We start from the raw sequence: 17,096 nt of genomic DNA, 5'->3' as shown, positions 1-17,096 counted from the left end.
GGACACTCCTCCACGAAATGAATGGGAATTTGGGATAAAGTTGCACGATCACTTAATGAAGTTGACGCCGATTTTGTCGTGTTCACAAAAGTGGAGCCACTGTCCACGGCCGACTGTGCATTGAGAGGGCAAAGCGTCGCGTGAGGAACAATACAATCTAATTCTGGCATTGGGGGCGGATTATCTGGATGCCGCCAATGCCAGCGAACTCGTAACTGTTTCGAAAATCTCTTTCTTGGGGTTACCTTTCTAACTAGAGTCTTACCGCTGCCGGTTTGCAGTCCCAAAGCGATATCATAATGGTTTCCTATAACTTTTTTATAATTTTGTTTCTTATGGTGTTGATCCCAGGGATACAAGGGGAGCCCACTTATGAATGTCATTGCAGCAAAAGCTGTGGCACTTGGAGAAGCACTACAACCAGATTTTGTGACCTATATAGAAAGAGTTCTTGACAATGCCAAGGTATTTGCAGAATCGCTGATTATATGGAGCGAGTATTTGGACTATTATTATTTGATGTGCAGCAAGCGATGAATACATATTTTAGAATCTCATGTATTGGGACAGGTTGCCTGAGTTTGAGGAAATGGAACTTGCCAAGTACATTGGATCAGCTATCAAAGCCGGGAAGAAAAACGACTATTCGGCTATTTTAATTATTGGTCAGCGCAGGAAGACAACGCAGATGTACGTGATCGATGGCAATATCTATAAACTGCTGCCGGATGATTTGTTCCAAGTCGCAATTGATAAGTTAAAGCCTTATCTTTAGATAAGCCGGACTTTGAAGTCCCAGATAGTTTATGTGGGGTTGTTCAATTGAGTCAGTCTGTGAAAAGTTTATAATTTTGTGATCGTAGTTCGTTGTTTTGAGGGTCAGGCAGTTTAGACTATGGATTGATAATGAACTGCAAGAGATAATATTGATTTCAAGCATAAGAGTTATATCATAAAATACCAACTTCAATGTAAACTTGAACCTGAAACCCTGTCATAATAATCTGAGTACTGGCGCATTCTGGGGATTTTTGTTTTAAGGGAGGAATTAAATTGTTAAATGATAATGAAAGAAAAGGAATATTTAAAGCCATTTTTGAAAGGAGAGATATTCGATCATTTAATGGAAAACCCATATCCAAAGATAAGTTAAACAACATATTAATGGCTGGTCATCATGCACCTTCCGTTGGTTTTATGCAACCTTGGGATTTTATTGTAATTGACTCTCAAGAAGTTAAAGAACGATTGGCGTATGCATGTCATAAAGAAATACAGGCCTTGTCCATACACTATGAAGATGAAAAAAAGACAAGATTTCTCTCGTTAAAATTAGAGGGTATAAGGGAAGCACCTATAACGATCTGTATTACATGTGATCCAACTAGAGGTGGGGGACATGTAATTGGGCGAAATTCTATTCCTGAAACAGATATTCTATCCGTCGCCTGTTGTATCCAAAATATGTGGTTGGCGTCTTATGCAGAAGGAATAGCTATGGGATGGGTGAGTTTTTACAAGAAAACAGACGTACGGGAAATACTAAATATTCCACCACATATTGATCCTATTGCTTTGGTTTCATTAGGTTATACGGATTTTTATCCTACAAAACCAATCCTAGAGCAAGTGAATTGGGAGAGACGTCGTAATCTAAATAATCTAATACACCATAATTCTTGGGAATGATTGAAATATAAGTTAATTTCCCTTTTTGGATATGATGCTCACAGAAACGATTGTTTCATAAGCATCATTAAGCAAGGACAAATGAAAAAGATAAATTTATTCGAGATTACAAAATTATGCGAACTTTGAGTTACTTATCTGCAGATTAGAGAATCCAGATATATCCCAGAAAAAAATGAAAGCTTTTTGTTTATTGCAGCTCCCATAGGGCGTAAAGGAAAAAGCCGACGCTTAACTCAGCGATCTATAGAGAAACTGATTGAAAAATACGCTTTAGCTTTTGGAAAGCCGGCTTTAACTGTACATTCTTTACGGCATTCATTCGCGACGAGATACCATCTGGAGAATAATGATGTACCCAGATTAAAAAATCAGTTAGGACATTCCTCAATACAAACAACTATGATCTATACACATTTAACAGATGAAGAAATGCGAAATGCGGTTAATAATATGGATAAGTGATGTAGGGCTCGTCAAATAAGTGACACAAAGTTTCCTACTTAGTTTGATAATAAAAAAATCACCTCATTCGCTTGGAGAAAAAAACTAAGTTACTCAAAATTCCGATTAAACTGCTTAAGTAAGGAACTTTGTGTCAATGTACAAATGTACAACAACACGCTAAAGCCAAGCTAAAGCCAAGCTGTTATACGGTTTTCTTTATACATGTTCACAAAACCCGTATTTTGTACATATGTACATATAGATAATGTGGACTTCTGTTGTACATTGACACAAAGTTACCTACTAAAATTACTTCTTTATTCATTGGTGCAGGAATTAAAATGTCATGATATGTACGCATATATTTCCTTCCAGAACCGTTCACCAACACATTTAATTATGTCCAATCGGTTTTTAACCTATTCCTATACCAAACGTTCAACCTTACTTGTTTCTGAAGCAATCGTGGATTCTGAATAACATGCCTCAATCGCCAAATGATGTGGCTGATCAATTATGGGAGCTGTTAAAAAGGAATCAAGTCATAAATTAAAACGTAAGAATTAAGCCTCTATTGCCTCCTCCCGCGAAAAAACGGCACCAAAACGGTGTCGTTTTCATTTCAAAACTTGAATCAGCGATGATGCAACAATCTGAATCATGGATTACTAGATTTCACACTTAAAAGTAGCGAATTTCCTTGTATTGCGCATTACAAAAATTGACATTCTGCATGAAAATAAGTAGTATAATTAGAAACATTTATGCTATAAAAGTGCCTTTCTCATCCCCCTCTTTTTAAATTCCTGATACTACCTAATTTTAAGGAGTGAAATGCTATGTGCGCACGAACGCTAAAAGCGAATACAAGGAATGTAGTCAGCAACTATTGCAAATGGATTGCAGTTGGTATGATTTTAACTTTCACGGGATGCCCGCTTGCATCCGCCGCTCCTTCACCCTCATCCTCTAGTAAAACTAGTGACCCCGCCTCCTCTCTAGTCACATTTCAATTGCAAGAGGCTACGATTGCTCAAATGCAGGAAGCGATGAAGTCAGGAGCACTGTCAAGTGTCGAGCTCACCGCCCTGTACCTTAACCGGGTATATGCCTATGATTCTAGTGGCATTCGACTAAATTCCATCCCCGTTCTGAACCCCGACGTACTAAAAGAAGCTGCTCAGGCTGATCAACTTAGGGCGCAAGGTATTAAAACCGGGCCTCTGCAAGGCATCCCCTACACGGTTAAAGACAGTTACAAGGTTAAGGGACTTACTGTCGCTTCTGGATCTCCAGCTTTCAAAAACCTGATGTCAAAGGACGATGCCTTTACAGTAGAGAAGATACGTAAATCTGGTGGGGTGCTCATTGGTAAAACCAACATGCCGCCAATGGCAGCAGGGGGAATGCAAAGAGGTGTTTATGGCCGTGCTGAAAGTCCGTACAATCCAAATTATTTGGCTGCAGCCTGGTACTCCGGCTCCTCAAACGGATCTGGTGTATCAACAGCCGCCAACCTCGCTGCCTTCGGCATGGGGGAAGAAACGGTATCCTCTGGAAGATCACCAGCATCGAACAATGGTTTAATTGCCTACACGCCATCGCGAGGGCTAATCTCCATTCGGGGGAATTGGCCGCTCTTCCCTATACGGGATGTCGTTGTGCCACATACGAGGACTATCGAGGACATGCTCCGCTTGCTTGACGTGATCGTTGTAGAAGATAAGATTACCAAGGGTGATTTCTGGCGAGAACAGAAAGCCGTTCGGCTCCCTTCTGTCAACAGTGTCCGTCCCAAGTCCTATTTAGAGCTACGAGACATTCAAGCTTTGCAAGGCAAACGCATTGGCGTTCCGAAAATCTATATCGGTAAGGACCATGAAACCTCAACTCCGATCAAATTCAGACCTTCGATACAGGCATTATGGGAAAAAGCTGTAAAGGATTTAACTGCTCTTGGAGCTGAGGTTGTGGAAGTTGACTTCCCCTTGCAGGCCAACAGCGAGAAGGACCGGGCAACAGCGAAAACACCTGAAGAACGTGGTTTAATGCCGGCAAAGTGGGCTGAAAAGGAATTCGGGCTGCTTAATCCCTATGCAGCTGAGGAATTCCTTAAAAGTGTGGACGATCCGAATTTCCCGTCATGGGCTAATATAGACCCTGCAACCGTCTTCCCGAATCCACCCGGTTCGGTAGATGCCAAACGTGGCAGAGATCTTGGCCACTATGACATATTTATTGAAACCATAAAGAAAGGCGTCACCCCTTACGAACAAATTCCTCAGTTTCAAGAAGGACTACGGGGGCTTGAAAATGTACGAAAGATTGATTTTGAAAATTGGATGAAGCAAAACAACCTTGATTTTATTGTATTCCCGGCAAATTCGAATATCGGTAAAGCTGACTCCGATGTGAATGAAACATCCTATGAGGAGGCTTGGGAGAATGGCAACTATTTCTCCAATACGAATTTTATTCTACGCGAGTACGGGATCCCAAGTGTGTCTGTGAGTATGGGCGCTATGAAGGATACCGGAATGCCCGTTAATCTGACAATGGCAGGTGCCGCATACAGCGATAACGACCTGCTTCGTTACGCTTATTCCTATGAGCAGGCTACCAAAAACCGTCCTATTGCAGCACGCACGCCAGCGCTTGAGGATGAAACCTTTTCCTATAACCCGCAAACTTCTCTCCCACCCTCTAAACGCAAGGAAACAGGAACCCCTGAACTTAAGTTGTATGCTTCAATCACGGATGATGTTCTCGCTTTGGAAGGTTCAGTCACAGATCAAAGCGATATCGCACAGCTTAAAGTTTATGTCAATGGCATTCGTGTCGTTATTACAGAAGATAAAACCAATTGGTCAGCAACGCTTCCAACTACTAAATATAAACAGGATGGTGCCTCTCAGGGCGATACGCTGCATATTCTCGTGCTGGCTAAAGATATTTACGGAAATACCTCTGCTCAAGTCAAGTCTGTCACTTTACCCCAATAACGTAGGACATCATAGAAATCACTTTTGGATTTTGTTGAATAAAAACACTTCGGTGTGTCTTCCTCTGCATGCACGCATAAATTAGATGATCATAAATAATCACACAGCAGCACAAGAGATTTAGATCGGATCAGCTATGTATAAATCATTGTGTTGATCGCAGCAAGGGAAACCATTGATAACTCCTAAAGGCTCCTGATTATTATTACACATTAAATAATGTGTTTTTTCGATCATCAAATAAATAAGTTCTTAAATTATTCTCCCCAAAAATTAAAATCAGTTGATATTTTGGGGGGGTACTTTGTGTCATGGATAAAAGGACGACAGGATAATCGCCCTTTTATCCATGACAGGTTGCATTTAATACCGTCCATTATGACAGAGGCTATTACTTAGCGTATTCAGCCATTACAATATTTCGATATACCCTTCGGTTCCATGCACGCGAATTCGTTGCCCATCTTTTATCAGTTTGGTCGCATTCTCCACTCCGACAACGGCTGGCAAGCCATATTCACGTGCGATAACGGCTCCATGGGTCATCAGTCCACCCACCTCCGTAACCAAGCCTTTTATGGATAAAAACAATGGAGTCCAGCTAGGATCGGTAAAGGCGGTGACTAGTATATCGCCATCTTCCAGATCAGCCCCTTCTATATTCAGGATCACACGTGCCCGCCCCTCTACAATACCCGAAGAAACAGCGAGGCCTACAATAGCTTCGGCAGGGATATTTTCTCGTTTGTACTGACCCGTAATGATTTCGCCATCAGACGTGATAACACGTGGCGGAGTTAGTTTTTCATATAATCTGTACTCATCTTTTCGTTTGTCGATGACCTGGTAATCCAGTTTATTTGTGCGTATGGTTTCCTGCAATTCTTCAAAAGCGAGATAGTAAATATCTTCTTTTTCATGAAGAACGTTGGCTTGTACGAGTCGTTCCGCTTCCTTTAGTAAAGCCTGTTTATAAATAAAGTAGCGACTAACAATGTCGTATTTCGGATATTCACGATAACCGATGAAGTTCCGGATCAGGTCGATCATTTGTTTTGTCTCTTCGGCTTTTTGTTCACCACCCGGTAATTGTTTCAATCGGGCTAATAAGTCCTGTTCTTTGTTCAAAGCTTCCTGTCGCCCTTGCTCAAACTTTCGTTTACTGGCGCCAGGATCAAGGTTTTTGATGTTACTGAGGATCATAGGTACCAGTGTACTTGGTTTTTCACTCCAGCGTGTTCTTGTAATATCGATCTCCCCGGCACATCGCATTCCATATTTGTCGAGATAAACAGCAATAGCATCACGCACCTGCTGCCCACCTTCGAATTGAACCAGTTCATCCAAAAAGTTATCATCCTTTACCTGTTGTAAATACTCAATTATTTCCGGATAGGGACGAATCACATCTGCAACATCCAGTAGCTCCATACCCATTTCCGAAGTGACGTTGTTAGGTACAGATAGGGAAAGTGTGTCTGCTACGTTTTTTTCACCTAACCATTCATTCATTTTTTCATTGATCCATGCTGAAGCATGCATGGCGGCCATAATCACATTCAAATTTTTCAGTTCTGACGCTCGCTGCCTCCGTTGCTGCATATCTTCCAGGATACAATCAAATACATCCAATCCTGATTTCGTTTGGATATTATGTTTTAATGCTGATAACGATGTCTCACTACTCTTAATCAAAACAGCAACAATTTCCGGGTCTTTTCCTGCTTCTTCCAGAATATCCGCAGACGACATACCCTTATGGCTTTTAACGGGCCCCGGTTCGCTTGTGTCATATGGGTCCGATTTTATAAAATCTCCCCGCTCTATGATGGTAATAAGCGCGTCTTTTATGAGCGGATCGGAGTGCCCTAGAACATCCAATAAATTTTGCCTGCCAGCCGGTGAAGCCAGGCCCATCGTGATATCCACAAACAGCCTTCCGCCACCAGTTCTAAACATGGGCGTGGCACCTGTTAATATCCAAACAGATATCCCCAGTGGTTTAATAGGATCAGTCATCATTTGCTGATGACCGACAGATACATACACGTGATTCTCCTGGTCATTTGCTTCAGGAATGGGATATAAAGTGGTGATCGGCCGGCTCTGGACAATATAAAATGTATCATCCGCCAAACACCATTCGATGTCTTGGGGGCAGCCGAAGTGTTCTTCGATCTGTCTTCCAATTCGTGCCAGTTGTAAAATTTGTTGTTCTGTAAGGGTTTGAGTCCTTTGCTGATCGAGATCGATTTGTTGAGTCTCTGTTCCGCCTTCTCTTCGTCCATAGATAGCCAATTTTTTGGTTGCTATCCTCTTATCGACGATTTCCCCTTCCTGTACTTGATAACAATCGGCAGAGACTAAGCCAGAGACCAGTGCTTCTCCAAGTCCGAAACTGGCATCGATAGAGAGCAGCTTTCGGTTGCAAGTGATGGGATCAGCGGTAAATAAAATCCCTGAAGCCTGTGGGAACACCATTCTTTGAACGATAACAGATAAATAAACTTGGCTGTGATCAAATCCATTCTGCATTCGATAAATTACCGCGCGTTCCGTAAATAAAGAAGCCCAACATTTGCGGATATGCTCCAAGATGGATTCTTTGCCGATAATATTTAAATAAGTGTCTTGTTGACCAGCAAAAGAAGCATGCGGCAAATCCTCAGCGGTCGCACTAGAACGCACGGCATAAGCATATTCATCGCCAAACTGGGAGAGATAGTGAGCAACTGCTTTCACAACATCGGAAGGAATGGCTACTTCCATAATGGCCTGTCGAATCTTCTTGCTGATTTCATAAATTTGTTCTCGATCTTCTACTTTAAGCGTAGTTAGCCGATCCAACAAAGCATGAATCATTTCGTTTTGTTCGATGGCTTTTTGATATCCCACTGTTGTAACACAAAACCCTTCTGGCACTTGTATTCCTTCCATTTTGGTTAATGCCCCTAAGTGTAGCCCTTTTCCACCAACAAGCAAAAGCTGAGTGTTATCCATTTCTTGAAAATCGAGAACCAGTGAATTCATTCAACATCTCTCCTAACCATTAAATTGAGAAAAAAACATTTGACAAGAGTTTAGCGGCATGGTAAGATTTAATTGTAAGATGTGTTATTTATGTATACTACATCTTTATAAGAGATAATCTGATTATATCATCGTGTCTGATTTATGCAATATAAAAGAACCTGATAAAACTATCCAGGTTCTTTTTTGATTTCCGCTATCACTTCTTAAAATAAAAAAAGCCGCGATTTCGCAGCAATGAATGGGATGAAATTCTTATTACCCGACAGGTGCTGCATGACAAGAATATTATCTCATTCCAAATCGATCTACCTTACAACACCTGCTTTGCTCGATCAAACAAATTCCGATAGAAAACCTGTCCACGAGTAGACTTCTTCGAATTGTTGGATACGCTTCAAAATACGTTTGTTCCCTTTGCTAAATTTACTTTCACTTACGTTTGTTCTAGCTTTGCAAAAGCCGGTACAGCAGCGCCTCTCCCTTATTCTCAAACGTTCGCTGTGTTTCCAGAAATTCAGGCACCTCTAGCAGCCGAGAGGGTCTGTACCCGGGGCCACCACAGCCGCAGGAGTGGTAAGTGTATCCTTGTTGATATAGTAGCTCTACCTTTTTCCACTGTTTGATATCCGTTTGCTTCGGGGCCTGAAAATCATGACCCATGTCATGCATGGATGCCTGGCATTGCGGACAGACATGGACAATCCGTTCATATTCATCCTTCGGCATTTCAAACCGTGATGTCTGCTTATATACTTTCCTGCAGGTAAAGCAGGCAAAGATATCTTTATATGGGCCGCATATTGCATATCTACACATACGGTTACCCCCTTTATAATCTAGAATTGGTCTGGCATTTTTCACTTAAATCATAGAAATATTTCAGTATTTTTTCAATTGACATGTATACAAGTCTGAAAACTCCTGTGAGAATTCCTCCAGTTTGGCCACCGCCTGACGGTAAATAACAATACTCACGAGCAAAAACGGAATGACAAAGGCCAGCTCGTTTCCGCCCATAAATTTTGCTGCAGTCTCGCATTTCTTACTCGCTCTTTCACCGATATATCCAACTCGTAGAACAGCCTCCATGACTCCCCCACTTCCTCAATATTCATACAAGTTAATTTAAGCTAGCCGCCTTATTTCTTGATATAATCAGCGAACTTCCGAAGAAAATCGAGCGAATGGATATCCTCTCTAAGATGATGATGAACCAGATCATCCATTTTGGTTGTTTCCTTATTCAGCATGTATTCAAGCATAGCTTGGTGCTCATGCCAGATGCCCATCAGCTTCCCTGTTTCCAGCATATGCAGCTTGCGATATCTGATATAGTGAACATTTGACTGCTGAATGAGCTGCCAAAGAAACTCCCGCCCCACCAATTGGAACATGGTTTGGTGGAACTGATCATCCAAACTGAGAAATTGATCCGTCGCATGATCTTCTTCGATCACAGCTCTCTGTCTGTCCAGAATATCGCTCAGCTCCTGCACATCGCTTAATGTAATTTGCGAAGAAAGCTCCTTCATAATCTCCTTTTCCAATGCGCTTCTTAAGTAAATAATTTGCTCAACGGACTCCAGATCAATATAGGACACAATGTTCCCCTTCTTGGGATAAATATCAATGTAGGACTCGAGCGCAAGCCACTTTAATACATCGCGTAGCGGAGTTCTGGACAGCTGGAAGCGTTCTGACAAAGTCGTCTCACTCAGTAGAGTACCCGGCTTTAAAGTCAGTGACAAAATATCATTTTTCAAAAGCTGCTTGATTTCTTCTTTCGTCAACATTTCATTCCTACCTTCACTTTATAAATCTAGAACTATTATAAAGCATTTTGAGGTGATAAATCCCTTTATAATTATCATTGACAAGAACAAACCCTATAATTTATGATCAACTCAATCTTGTATACAAGACAGACGAATATAATCAGGGAGGTATCGTTATGAATATGACCTGGAGATGGTATGGAGAAGGCAACGACAATATTACGCTGGACCATATCCGGCAAATTCCTGGAGTTATGGGCATTGTCTGGTCTTTACATGATAAGGTAGCTGGTGAAGTATGGGAAATGGAGCGAATTCAGGAGGTAGCTGATCAGATTACGAGCAAGGGCTTTAGTTCGGCGGTCGTAGAAAGTGTAAATGTCCACGATGATATCAAAATCGGCCTACCATCCCGCGATCAATATATTGACATTTATATCGACACCATTCGAAAATTAGCCAAAGTGGGAGTTAAGGTGATTTGCTATAACTTTATGCCTGTCTTTGACTGGACCAGAACAGAGCTGTACAAGGAACTGCCTGACGGGTCCAATGCCCTCTTTTATGAAAAGGCTGCCATTACTGATGATCCCCGCCAAATGGTGGATCGGATTCTCAAGGGAGCTGGGAAGTTCACCATGCCTGGCTGGGAACCGGAACGGTTGGCGAGACTGGATGAACTTTTTGCTGCTTATGCGGATGTCACAGAAGACAAGTTGTTTGACAACCTAAAGTATTTTCTTGAGCGCATCATCCCGGTCTGCGAGGAGTCTGACATCAAGATGGCCATTCATCCTGATGATCCAGCATGGCCCATCTTCGGATTGCCGAGAATTGTCCGGAGTCGTGAGACCATCCGGCGCATCCTAGACGCAGTGAGCAGTCCATATAATGGTCTAACCTTCTGCACAGGCTCACTGGGAAGCAATCCTGAGAATGATTTACCAGCCATGATTCGGGAGTTTCATGATCGTATTCATTTTGCGCATATTCGTAATGTCAAGGTGTTTGAGAATGGAGACTTTATTGAAGTGTCACATCGCGGGAAGGACGGAAGCGTCGATGTACCGGAAATAGTTAGAGCTTATCACGAGAACGGCTATCAGGGATATGTACGTCCAGATCACGGCAGACATCTATGGGGGGAAGAAAAGAATTGTCGGCCAGGCTATGGTTTGTATGACCGTGCACTGGGAGTTATGTACTTGCTTGGTGTCTGGGATAGTCTCTCTCAAGGCAAAGGAGTGAAATAAATGCTCCAACTTGACCGGAAAGGCCTTTTAGATAAGGCGGCCTGGGAAGCAGCAGGTATTGAATTGCCGAAATATGATCTGGAGCTTGTAGCCCATAACACCCGACTTCGACCGCAATGGGTGCATTTCGGAGCAGGCAATATTTTTCGAGGGTTGATAGCCAATGCGCAGCAACAACTACTGAATAACTTGAAAGCGGATACAGGTATTATTGCAGCCGAAGCCTTTGATTTTGAAATGATCGACAAAGCCTATAAGCCTTACGACAATTTAACCTTACTGGTGTTGATGAGTGCAGACGGAAGATTTCACAAGAGCGTGGTCGCAAGCATCGTTGAGGAAATCGCGGCAGAGCAGAATCGTCCAGACGACTACCTCCGTCTGATTGAAATATTTGAGAATCCGTCCCTGCAGATGGCCAGCTTTACTGTCACGGAAAAAGGATACGCTCTGACCGGGCCCGACGGCAAGTATCTGGCTGTTGTAGAGAGGGATTTGATGAATGGCCCTGAACAACCAGCGCATGTGATGAGCATAGCTACTTCGCTTGCCTATCGGCGTTATCTAAAGGGGCGACTTCCAATGACTTTTGTGAGCATGGATAATTGCTCCCATAACGGCGATCTGTTAAAGGATAGTATGATTGCCATCGCCAAGGAGTGGACTCGCAGAGGCCTGGTAAAGGAAGGATTTGCAGACTATCTGCAGAATGAGGAGAAAATAACCTTCCCCCTGACCATGATCGACAAAATTACCCCCCGCCCTTCCTTGCAAGTACAGTCTGCTCTTCAGGAACTGGGGTTAGCCGACATGGAGTTAATCGTTACCTCCAGGCATACGTATACGGCTCCCTTTGTCAATGCTGAGGTTAGCGAGTATTTGGTCATTGAAGACAAGTTTACGAACGGGAGACCTGCACTAGAGGAAGCTGGTATCATTTTCACGAATCGGGATACAGTGGACAAAGTGGAGAAGATGAAAGTCACTACCTGTCTCAATCCGCTGCATACAGCGCTGGCGCTAGCTGGGTGTCTGCTTGGGTATGAGCTTATTGCAGATGAAATGAAGGATCACACATTACGTCGTCTGGTGGAAACTATCGGCTACAAGGAAGGGTTGCCTGTTGTAGTTGATCCCGGTATTATTCAACCGAAACCATTTATTGACGAGGTATTGCAGGAACGCTTCGCCAATCCCTATATTCCGGATACGCCACAGCGGATTGCAACAGATACCTCTCAAAAGATGAGCATCCGTTTTGGTGAAACCATAAAGTCTTATGTTGGCACAGTAGGACTTGATCCTGCGAACTTGACTGCTATTCCCTTGACCATTGCGATCTGGTGTCGCTATTTGCTGGGAGTGGATGATCAAGGAGAACCCTTCACACTCAGTCCGGACCCGTTACTGGATACGTTGCAGGGATATTTGAAAAATACGAAGCTGGGCGATCAGACCTCCAAGGTTCGCTGCCTCCTCGAAGATGACAAACTGTTCGGTGTCCGATTATATGAAATTGGTCTGGGCGACAAGATTGAAGCCATGTTTCATGAAATGCTGGCAGGTCCCGGAGCAGTCCGAAGTACGATAGAGAAGTATGTGAACTAGAACTTACTTAGAAGGTCACAATCACTTTGCCCTGGGAGTGGCCCGTCGACACATTAATCAGCGCCTTGTTAATGTCACCAAACGTATAAGTTGAATCTATAGAGGGCTTTATATTTTCTTTTTCAACAAGTTTAGTGATTTCTTGTAATTGACTTCCATTGGCTTGCACAAATAAAAAACGATATTCATTTTGATTCTTGCGCGCTAAAGAATCTAAGCGAGCACCCACCAGACCAAATAATGCTTTTTTCCACAGGGGAAAACGATTGTCAACCGCAAAGCGATAATTAGGTCCGGCTTTCAATGATACCAATTTCCCTTGTGGTTTTAAAATACCCAGTTCAGCTTTGATCTCTTTAGTACCCAAGGTGTCGATCACATAATCGATATCGGACAGTATGTTAGCATAATTCTCTGCCTTATAATTTATGAACTGATCAGCCCCGATCGACAGTATACGTGATCTGCCTCTTTCACTTCCACTTGTAATAACAAATAACCCCAGTGATTTGGCAATGGGGATTGCCATAGCGCCAAATCCTCCGGTTCCTCCAGGAATGAATAGCTTTTTATTCGGCTGGACATGGAGTACATCGTGCAATGCTTGATAAGCAGTCAAGGCAGTAAGGGGTACAGCAGCAGCTTCAATAACGCCAGACAGTTCATTCCCTAAAGTTAATGGCAACTTATAGTCAGCAATCATCCGAACACTACCATTCAAATTTAGGATATCCAGTGGATTTACACCTGCTGCCTTTACTTTGACAAGCACCTCATGGTTGTTGATCTGTGGCATGTCAACATCATTTAACTCCACTTGGATTTTTTTTGAATATTTCTGTATTTGTGCTGCTCTCATGATTTATCCTCTTCCTTTGCTAATTTGGGGATAGCATAACCATGGAACTATTGGCTAAAAACATGGCGTACAATTTACGGTTGTACGCCATGTTCCACTCTTTTGCTATTGTAGTCCCTCTTGCGATTCTAATTCTCGTATCGTCGGATAGTCCGTGTAACCTTTACTCCCCAGACCAAAGTAACCTTTTTCCATCCTTCAATATGTTTATCCGTATAAATCCCAGGTGTCCATAAGTACCCTTGACCATCATCAGAAGGTTGTGTACCCTCCGTAATAATGAGTCCCATTGATGCACGCTGAGCATAATAAAGAGATGTTAGCTCTCCCGGTGTGCCATCTTCTTGCGATCTGCTACGTGTCATTGGTGCCATTGCTAAACGATGTGGCAGCTCCATTTTTCCAATCTTCGTTTTACTCCACAACTTTTCATTGGATACTCTCCTCTTTCAATAAACTCAACAGATCTATAAATTGAATTTAAAATTCTGAAATGATCGGATATATTTGACCTCTGAGATTGAAATTATAGTTCTGGTCTACAATCCCTACCCCTTCGTTGCTGTCATAAAGATCCACCATGAAGCCCGCCATTTGTTTGGCAGTGTGGTACTTAGGCATGTTTGCTTTATAATCAAAATCTTCTGCATCTAATGATTTCTTCACAAATTCCGTTTCTGTTATAGCTGGTGCTAAAACCTTTGCCTTTAGTTTTGCACCTTTTATTTCTAGTTCTTTTGCAAGTCCTTCTGTGAAGGCACTAACGTAATACTTAGATGCAGAATAAGTAACACTCCCAACAGCAATGGCATATCCAAGTCCAGATGAAACGTTAATTAACTGAGTTCCTTCTACATCAGCATAATCTCGTACATATAGTGTAGAAAGGATGGTCAAAGCTTCGATATTAACACGTAACATGGTTTCAACTTTATCTAAATTCTGTTCTGCTACAAAAGAAGATTCACCGAGTCCCGCATTGTTTATCCAGGTCTCAATTTGGTATTCCTTTAAATCGTTATATAGTGTGTAGGCTTGATCTGTAACAGACAGGTCACTTGTATGAACAATAACATTTACATTAGGGTCAATATTGTGAATTGCTGATTTGAGTTCTTCTAATTTATCAAATCTTCTAGCTACCAAGATTAGGTTTTTGCCACGTGCCGCAAATGCCAATGACGTTTCATATCCAATCCCCGAGCTTGCTCCTGTAATAACTGTATACTTCATAATATTCTCTCCTTCATAACATGCATATTAGTGTAAATAAGTTTTAAAGACGATTTTAGAACGACCATTCTTATTAGGGTAAAAAAAACAGTTAGATCTGACTTGCTATTAGCATATCAATTTTAGAACGAACAATAAAGAATTTTTTCGTGGCTAAGAATTGTAATTTTGGAGCGGTATTCCTTGACATGTTTGAGGCGTAAGATACAAGTTCTTTCTTATGTTAGAGGGACAAGAAAAAACTTGTATCACGGAAACAAACAGTCCTCCATTGAGGTAACTCCTTTTGCCTGTCATGCTGTAATTTCACTTTTAATCTAAAGCGGTCAGTGTCATATCAATAATATTCTTTAATTTTTGCTGATCCGTTGTTGTCTTAACCAACGTACGTAGCCCTAACCACGCATTCATTAAATAATGAGAAATAACTACAGGATCCAAGTCAGCCTTGAATTCACCCGATTGTTGACCCTTCAGAACAAGGTTAGTCAAGAGTTCCTCAGTTCGCGAATAACTTTCATCAACTAAGGATGCAACTTCAGGATCCAACACGCCGAGTTCCACACCTGAATTCACGAGAAAACACCCTAGAGGTTCTCCTTCGTTTCTTACTGTCGCCTCAAACAACTCCCGAATTGATTCTTTGATCGGTTTTTGTTTTTCAATCAGAAACCTCATTTTGCTGGTCTGCTTCGTTTCATATCGTTCGAGAGCTTTCATAAATAAGGCATGCTTATCCCCAAAGGTATCATAGATACTTCTTCGGTGAATGCCCATAAACTCAACCAAATCTTGCATTGAAGTTTTCTCATATCCTTGTGCCCAAAACAGGTGTATCGCTTTATCTAATACTTCATTAACTTCAAATTCTTTTGATCTTGCCATCGTAATCACCTCGAATAATCATTATACAATTTAGTGAAGGATCGGCAAACTAGATTTAAAATATGTGAATACATTACAGCTATGAGGTCTGTCTTATATATTTAACCCAGGATTCTTCGTTTGTCTGCTTGTAACCAATCAGGCGTCCATCCTTTTTCCAGGGCATCCAGGGTTACTCCTGGCGGAACGATAGCATCTATCGCATCCAGAATATCAGTGCTTAATCGAATGTCACTGCCTTTTAACGTTTCACGTAGTTGCTCAATTGTTCTTGCCCCCACTATAGCAGAAGTAACTGACGAATGAGCTTGTGTAAATGCCATGGCAAGATGAGGCAAAGTTAATCCTGCTTCATTTGCAAGGGTTTGGAGCTTAGCAACGGCTTCGAACTTGGTTCGGTTTTCTTCTCGATTTGGGTCTACAACAGTTGAAAGTTTCCCTAGAGAACTCGCTGCTCTTGAATCTGGGGCAACCGCTTCTCCTGAGCGGTATTTTCCCGTTAGTAGACCACCCGAAAGTGGGCTCCAAACCATTACGCCCATTCCATATTTTGCAGTTGCAGCAAGCAAATCGAATTCGATACTCCGATTCACAATGGAATATGGGGCTTGCTCGGATACAAAGCGTGCTGTATTTTTACGTTCGCTAGTCCACTGTGCTTCGGTCACTTGCCATGCCTGAAAATTGGATGTACCAATATAGCGAATCTTCCCTTCACGAACCAGGTCCGTAAGTGCGTCAAGACTCTCTTCAATATCGGTATGGATATCTGGCTGATGTAGTTGGTACAAATCGATATAGTCCGTTTGCAACCTTCTCAAGCTTCCCTCTACTGCACGCTTAATCCAATATTTAGAGTTACCGGATTGATTAAGCCCACTGTCCATGGGCATTCCGCCTTTCGTGGCCAGTATAACATCCTGTCTGCGTCCTTTTAGGATCTGACCCAGAATTTCTTCGGATTGACCACTTGAATAGACATCCGCTGTATCGATCAGATTAATGCCTCCAGCCAAAGCCTCATCTAACATGACTGCAGCTTCTTTCTCCGTATTGTTGCCCCAAAAACCAAAAGTACCTGTACCTAATACAAAACTGCTTATTTTAAGGCCTGTATTTCCTAATACACGATATTCCATGTTCAATCCATCCCTTCTCCATCTATTATATTAAGAATGATCATTCTAATATTCGTAGAAGAGCTCCACGGCAAGATCTCACACTCACACCACTCCCCATAACTTTTGGCTTCTTATCCGTGTACTCCTCCCACGCCAACAATATAACATATCTAGAACGACCGGTAAAGAAT

Annotated in this window: 12 protein-coding genes and 3 pseudogenes; 6 read left to right on the top strand and 9 right to left on the bottom strand. The window is 42.1% G+C overall.

The window, feature by feature from the left end:
* Positions 1-351: 351 nt before the first annotated feature.
* From JOD82_RS29580 to JOD82_RS02720, 4 genes and pseudogenes are all read left to right on the top strand, one after another.
* Positions 352-769, top strand: a pseudogene (locus JOD82_RS29580) (hypothetical protein); the annotation flags it as partial.
* A 284-nt stretch (positions 770-1,053) separates the two neighbouring features.
* Positions 1,054-1,689, top strand: a complete 636-nt coding sequence (gene bluB / locus JOD82_RS02730; protein ID WP_029515198.1) for a 5,6-dimethylbenzimidazole synthase — start codon at positions 1,054-1,056, stop codon at positions 1,687-1,689.
* A 135-nt stretch (positions 1,690-1,824) separates the two neighbouring features.
* A pseudogene (locus JOD82_RS02725) lies at positions 1,825-2,154 on the top strand (tyrosine-type recombinase/integrase); the annotation flags it as partial.
* An 821-nt stretch (positions 2,155-2,975) separates the two neighbouring features.
* Positions 2,976-5,138: an amidase gene (locus JOD82_RS02720; RefSeq protein WP_209947506.1), complete on the top strand. Its 2,163-nt coding sequence runs from the start codon at positions 2,976-2,978 to the stop codon at positions 5,136-5,138.
* Between the two features lie 411 nt (positions 5,139-5,549).
* Here JOD82_RS02720 and ppsA read toward each other — a convergent pair whose 3' ends face one another.
* The 4 genes from ppsA to JOD82_RS02700 all read right to left on the bottom strand — a co-directional run bounded on the left by ppsA (position 5,550) and on the right by JOD82_RS02700 (position 9,964).
* Complete coding sequence (ppsA, locus tag JOD82_RS02715; RefSeq protein ID WP_209947504.1) at positions 5,550-8,168, bottom strand: phosphoenolpyruvate synthase; 2,619 nt, start codon at positions 8,166-8,168, stop codon at positions 5,550-5,552.
* Positions 8,169-8,615: 447 nt separating this feature from the next.
* On the bottom strand, positions 8,616-8,987 hold the full coding sequence (locus tag JOD82_RS02710) for a hypothetical protein (RefSeq protein WP_209947502.1): 372 nt from the start codon (positions 8,985-8,987) through the stop codon (positions 8,616-8,618).
* Between the two features lie 63 nt (positions 8,988-9,050).
* On the bottom strand, positions 9,051-9,260 hold the full coding sequence (locus JOD82_RS02705; RefSeq protein WP_029515189.1) for a hypothetical protein: 210 nt from the start codon (positions 9,258-9,260) through the stop codon (positions 9,051-9,053).
* A 50-nt stretch (positions 9,261-9,310) separates the two neighbouring features.
* Entirely contained in the window at positions 9,311-9,964 is a 654-nt protein-coding gene (locus JOD82_RS02700) for a GntR family transcriptional regulator (protein ID WP_029515188.1), read from the bottom strand.
* Between the two features lie 158 nt (positions 9,965-10,122).
* Here JOD82_RS02700 and uxuA point away from each other — a divergent pair, with 158 nt between their 5' ends.
* Positions 10,123-11,199 carry a mannonate dehydratase gene (gene uxuA / locus JOD82_RS02695; protein WP_209947500.1) on the top strand — a complete coding sequence of 359 codons (1,077 nt, stop codon included), beginning with the start codon at positions 10,123-10,125 and terminating at the stop codon, positions 11,197-11,199.
* The gene (locus tag JOD82_RS02690) at positions 11,200-12,807 is read left to right on the top strand and encodes a mannitol dehydrogenase family protein (protein WP_029515186.1); all 1,608 of its coding nucleotides are present in this window, start codon (positions 11,200-11,202) and stop codon (positions 12,805-12,807) included.
* A 7-nt stretch (positions 12,808-12,814) separates the two neighbouring features.
* Here JOD82_RS02690 and JOD82_RS02685 read toward each other — a convergent pair whose 3' ends face one another.
* The 5 genes and pseudogenes from JOD82_RS02685 to JOD82_RS02665 all read right to left on the bottom strand — a co-directional run bounded on the left by JOD82_RS02685 (position 12,815) and on the right by JOD82_RS02665 (position 16,923).
* Positions 12,815-13,666: an NADP-dependent oxidoreductase gene (locus JOD82_RS02685; RefSeq protein WP_209947498.1), complete on the bottom strand. Its 852-nt coding sequence runs from the start codon at positions 13,664-13,666 to the stop codon at positions 12,815-12,817.
* A 179-nt stretch (positions 13,667-13,845) separates the two neighbouring features.
* Positions 13,846-14,091: pseudogene (locus JOD82_RS02680) on the bottom strand (oxidoreductase); the annotation flags it as partial.
* A gap of 55 nt (positions 14,092-14,146) precedes the next feature.
* The gene (locus tag JOD82_RS02675) at positions 14,147-14,899 is read right to left on the bottom strand and encodes an SDR family NAD(P)-dependent oxidoreductase (protein ID WP_029515182.1); all 753 of its coding nucleotides are present in this window, start codon (positions 14,897-14,899) and stop codon (positions 14,147-14,149) included.
* Positions 14,900-15,211: 312 nt separating this feature from the next.
* Positions 15,212-15,784 carry a TetR/AcrR family transcriptional regulator gene (locus tag JOD82_RS02670; protein WP_029515180.1) on the bottom strand — a complete coding sequence of 191 codons (573 nt, stop codon included), beginning with the start codon at positions 15,782-15,784 and terminating at the stop codon, positions 15,212-15,214.
* Positions 15,785-15,885: 101 nt separating this feature from the next.
* The gene (locus tag JOD82_RS02665; RefSeq protein WP_069011841.1) at positions 15,886-16,923 is read right to left on the bottom strand and encodes an aldo/keto reductase; all 1,038 of its coding nucleotides are present in this window, start codon (positions 16,921-16,923) and stop codon (positions 15,886-15,888) included.
* Positions 16,924-17,096: the final 173 nt, after the last annotated feature.

Origin of the sequence: Paenibacillus sp. 1182 (genome assembly GCF_017833915.1) — a bacterium.
Lineage (GTDB): Bacteria > Bacillota > Bacilli > Paenibacillales > Paenibacillaceae > Paenibacillus > Paenibacillus polymyxa_D.
Note: the sequence above shows the minus strand (reverse complement) of the source record. Positions and strands in the feature narration are given on the sequence as shown.

Bases quoted from the DNA above. Each gene is read 5' to 3' on its own strand.
- JOD82_RS02720 (WP_209947506.1), top strand. From the start codon at position 2,976: ATGTGCGCACGAACGCTAAAAGCGAATACAAGGAATGTAGTCAGCAAC.
- ppsA (WP_209947504.1), bottom strand. From the start codon at position 8,168: ATGAATTCACTGGTTCTCGATTTTCAAGAAATGGATAACACTCAGCTT.
- JOD82_RS02710 (WP_209947502.1), bottom strand. From the start codon at position 8,987: ATGTGTAGATATGCAATATGCGGCCCATATAAAGATATCTTTGCCTGC.
- JOD82_RS02705 (WP_029515189.1), bottom strand. From the start codon at position 9,260: ATGGAGGCTGTTCTACGAGTTGGATATATCGGTGAAAGAGCGAGTAAG.
- JOD82_RS02700 (WP_029515188.1), bottom strand. From the start codon at position 9,964: ATGTTGACGAAAGAAGAAATCAAGCAGCTTTTGAAAAATGATATTTTG.
- uxuA (WP_209947500.1), top strand. From the start codon at position 10,123: ATGAATATGACCTGGAGATGGTATGGAGAAGGCAACGACAATATTACG.
- JOD82_RS02690 (WP_029515186.1), top strand. From the start codon at position 11,200: ATGCTCCAACTTGACCGGAAAGGCCTTTTAGATAAGGCGGCCTGGGAA.
- JOD82_RS02685 (WP_209947498.1), bottom strand. From the start codon at position 13,666: ATGAGAGCAGCACAAATACAGAAATATTCAAAAAAAATCCAAGTGGAG.
- JOD82_RS02675 (WP_029515182.1), bottom strand. From the start codon at position 14,899: ATGAAGTATACAGTTATTACAGGAGCAAGCTCGGGGATTGGATATGAA.
- JOD82_RS02670 (WP_029515180.1), bottom strand. From the start codon at position 15,784: ATGGCAAGATCAAAAGAATTTGAAGTTAATGAAGTATTAGATAAAGCG.
- JOD82_RS02665 (WP_069011841.1), bottom strand. From the start codon at position 16,923: ATGGAATATCGTGTATTAGGAAATACAGGCCTTAAAATAAGCAGTTTT.